We start from the raw sequence: 3,946 nt of genomic DNA on the forward strand, positions 1-3,946 counted from the left end.
GGGGGCAGTAAGATTGATAATACCGAGAGCTTGTGAAAGTTCCATTTAAAAAGGGTCCATGATGAGCATGAACCCTTTTTACACGAGCCACCGGATCGGTCAACTGATCCTTAAACGATCGGCATTAACCTCCGGGTCGCCTTTTCCGTTTACCGCGCAGGTTTATAACGCGTCGTGCAAAGAACTGTGGAAACTCAGTTTGCCTTCCACCGGCTGCATTCTGGCGCGGGCCAGGGTTTTCAGCGGCTGGAAAGGGATCTCAGCGATTCGCAGTTCTGTGCCTTCCGGCAAGGTATTGATGAAGTTGCGTAATGCACTGACGCCACCGGCATCGAGTACGGCAACGCGATCCCATACCAGAATGATCACTTTCTTGCCTTCGCTGCGCACCTGCAATTCACTGAAGATACGTTCCGCCGCAGCAAAGAACAGCGGGCCATTGATACGCAGCACCAGCGTATCTTCCGGTATGTCGGCCATCACTTCCGTCAGGCGGGTGAGTTTGGCGATACGGCGCATAAACAGCAGCGACGCCATCACGATACCTGCGGTAATCGCAATCACCATGTCGAACAGTACCGTCAGGCTCATGCAGGTCAGCATCACCATAATGTCGTCTTTCGGTGCACGGCGCAGTAAATCCACCACTTTATGCGCTTCGCTCATATTCCACGCCACCATCAGCAATAACGCCGCCATCGCCGCCAGCGGCAGCCATGAAAGCAACGGTGCGAGAATGAGCAGGGCGAGGATCACCAGCAGCGAGTGAATAATGGCCGAGACCGGAGATGTTGCACCGGCGCGAACGTTAGCCGCGGAGCGCGCAATCGCCGCTGTAGCGGTGATGCCGCCAAAGAAAGGGCTAACCATGTTGCCGATACCCTGACCGATCAGTTCGTTATCCGAATGGTGTTTTTTGCCGGTCATACCATCGAGAACCACGGCGCAGAGCAACGATTCAATTGCGCCCAGCATTGCCATGGAAAACGCAGCGGGCAGCAGCGCCTGCACCAGAGACCAGCTCAGTCCGCTGCCATCGGATTGAGTCCACGGCAGGGCGAATTGCGGCAAAATAGGCGGAATGCCGTTGCCCTGCGAACCGTCAGGCAGCAGGAAGTGAAAGCGTGAACCTATGGTGGCGACAGGGTGTCCTGCCTGCATGAAAATGGCCATCACCGCGCAACCCGCCAGCAGAGCCGGAAGATGGCCGGGCACGCGCAATCCCAGTTTTGGCCAGAGGATTAATATACCGAGCGTCACGATCCCTATCGCGGCATCGCCGATATCCAGCGTTGGCAGCGCCATGACCAGCGCCGCAACTTTACTCAGATAATGTTCCGGCACCGTTGCCATCGTCAGGCCAAAGAAATCTTTAAATTGCATGGTGCCGATGGTGATCGCAATACCGGACGTAAAGCCGAGCGTGACAGGCAGCGGTATGTATTCGATCAACCGGCCAAATCGCGCCAGCCCCATGAAGAGGAGCATAAAACCAGACATCAGCGTAGCCAGCAATAAACCGGACAAACCGAACTGTTGTGAGACTGGATAGAGAATGACAACAAACGCCGCCGTCGGGCCGGAAACACTGAAACGTGATCCTCCGAAAACAGCGATGACAATCCCGGCAATGGCCGACGTATACAGCCCGTATTGCGGCGGTACACCGCTGCCAATGGCCAGCGCCATGGCCAGCGGGATGGCGATGATCCCCACGGTGACGCCAGCAATGGCATCTTTGAGTAAGCGTTGAAGCGTATATTTTTCACGAAAACAGGCGTCTATCAGTGCGCTGAAAGGCCTGATATGGCGTCTTCCTGAAGTATTCATAGGATGTAAATCACCTGACAGAAGAATGGATATTAACCCGGTATTCCTTCACCGGAAAAACGGTAGCCTACGCCTTTCAGGGCCACTACGCGTAGACATAAATCAAGCCTTGCTTACACAAAGGCGTGTTGCCGCCCTTATAGTGTAATTGTTCGCCATGTGATGTGCCGCCAGATATTTCATGCGTGAATATAATTATGGCATTCATCATCTGTATTTAACTTAATACCCGAAATCAGCCTGAAAAAGCCCGGGAGGATGCATTTATCTGTGCCGGACATACGGTAATGATGTAGTTAAAAATAATCCCGGCAACCGGATAGGCAGCTGATGAATCAGCGGATCTACACGAAAAACGCCCGATGCAGACGAAGGCTATAGTCTGCATCAGGATTGGTTTTGGTCTCTCCCCATTTACCTGCTACGGGTGAGGCATAAACTCTGCCAGCGGATACTTTTGCTTTCCTCGGTCATCAAGGTTGGAAGGGCTTAACCAACTTTCCATGGCCCGACGGATCCCATCCCACTCCTCGTTAATAATGGAGTACCAGCGGATGTCACGGCTATGCCCCTTCGAGACTTGTGTCCGTCTGAGCGTACCTTCATAGGTAAATCCAAGTCTTTCAGCCGCACTGATGGCGGCCTGATGCAGGCTGTCACATTTCCAACCGCACCGGCGATACTGGAGTGTTTCCAGGGTGTAAGAGAGTAAAAGAAATATGGCTTCTGTGCTGCACAAGGTCCGTTTCATAAGTGGTGACCAGTTAACCCAGCCAATTTCTACAGATCCGTTATCAGGGTCCATTCGTTGCAACGCGAGAAAGCCCGTGGCCTTACCCGTGGACAAATTAATCACCGCGTAAAAAAGCGGATCTTTGCTTGCGGAAAGTGAGGCGATATAGTGATCGCACTGTCTGATCGTGATGGGGCGTTTAATATGAAAGTATGTCCAGTCACGTTCGTCATCGATACTGTGCCAGGCGTCAAATAAATCCCGGCTATGTTTGAGATCAATAGGCTCAAGCAGACAATATTTCCCCCTAAGTATAACTTTTTGCGGGAGCGAGCGTGGCTGCCAGTCGGGGAGTGATTGACCCAATTCTTGTCCGTAAACATTTACTTCCGTCATTATAAACCTTCATGCGTGGTTAAATTTATAAAAGTGTCGCCGGGTGACAGTAGACAAAATGAACTCAACCTGAATACAGCAAAGTGACACACCAGTGATGATAATAATCAATACGATAAATCTGGAACGCCATACATTCTTTTTGAAAGATTTCTGAAAGTCAGTTTGGTTAACATAATAAAATCCTTATTTAACATATCCATATGTTTTCTTATATTATTTTAGCATTCCCTGGTGTGGGTGCATTGTAGCTGAAATATTTATCGGTAAAAAAATAATTTACCTTAGGTCGAAATTCATTAATTATCACAAATCAAACTCAATAGTTTGATTTATATGTACTTTAATTTTCACGGTGTTATCGGGTACTATTCAAAATAGTGCGCCAAATCACAGGGATGTATTGATGTTGTGACTAGCAGGCTAATGTTAAATGACGTTGTTATTCCTCGTTTTATTATAATTTCCCTCTGCTTTATTCTGGTTTCATCATGTTATTTTTAGGTTTTTATGATTTGCGTAAATTATTTGTATTCGTTTTTTGAGTTTTCCGCGTAATGACATGTTGACAGGGCTAAATAATTAAATTGATCAGGATAATGAAAATGAGGCATACAAATTATTAAAATGTAGACTATGCTTATTAAGTTCAGGAACGTCTGGATGCAGTAGTATAAATAATGAAGTTTTTGGCGCTGATAGCCTGATGTATCAGCGCTTTTTTTTTATTTTCTATCATATTTTTATTTATTGCTCTGCCGTACGAATAAGTCTCATTCAGTCGAATATTTGGACAGTGGTAATATTATTGGTATATCAAAATCTTTAACCTTCTCACAATTAAAAGGAGCCTTGTGCGGCTAATGCCGGTCACTTAAGGTGACCGGCATTGTTTTTTAAGGGATATTTCGACCTTTTTTCTCTCACTTCCCTGACATATTCACGCTCACGTCTCGAGGGCAGTTTTAGCATCGCTGCGTTGCTGTA

Annotated in this window: 2 protein-coding genes; both read right to left on the reverse strand. The window is 47.9% G+C overall.

Annotated elements, in window-relative coordinates:
* Positions 1-162: 162 nt before the first annotated feature.
* A complete protein-coding gene (gene dauA / locus LC431_RS26115; RefSeq protein ID WP_013575582.1) occupies positions 163-1,830 on the reverse strand; it encodes a C4-dicarboxylic acid transporter DauA in 1,668 nt (555 codons plus the stop codon).
* Between the two features lie 421 nt (positions 1,831-2,251).
* Entirely contained in the window at positions 2,252-2,959 is a 708-nt protein-coding gene (locus tag LC431_RS26120; RefSeq protein WP_223510477.1) for a GNAT family N-acetyltransferase, read from the reverse strand.
* Positions 2,960-3,946 lie beyond the last annotated feature (987 nt).

It is taken from the genome of Rahnella sp. GSA61A (assembly GCF_019969905.1).
In the GTDB taxonomy this organism is placed as follows: Bacteria; Pseudomonadota; Gammaproteobacteria; order Enterobacterales; family Enterobacteriaceae; genus Rahnella; species Rahnella aceris.

Bases quoted from the DNA above. Each gene is read 5' to 3' on its own strand.
- dauA (WP_013575582.1), bottom strand. From the start codon at position 1,830: ATGAATACTTCAGGAAGACGCCATATCAGGCCTTTCAGCGCACTGATA.
- LC431_RS26120 (WP_223510477.1), bottom strand. From the start codon at position 2,959: ATGACGGAAGTAAATGTTTACGGACAAGAATTGGGTCAATCACTCCCC.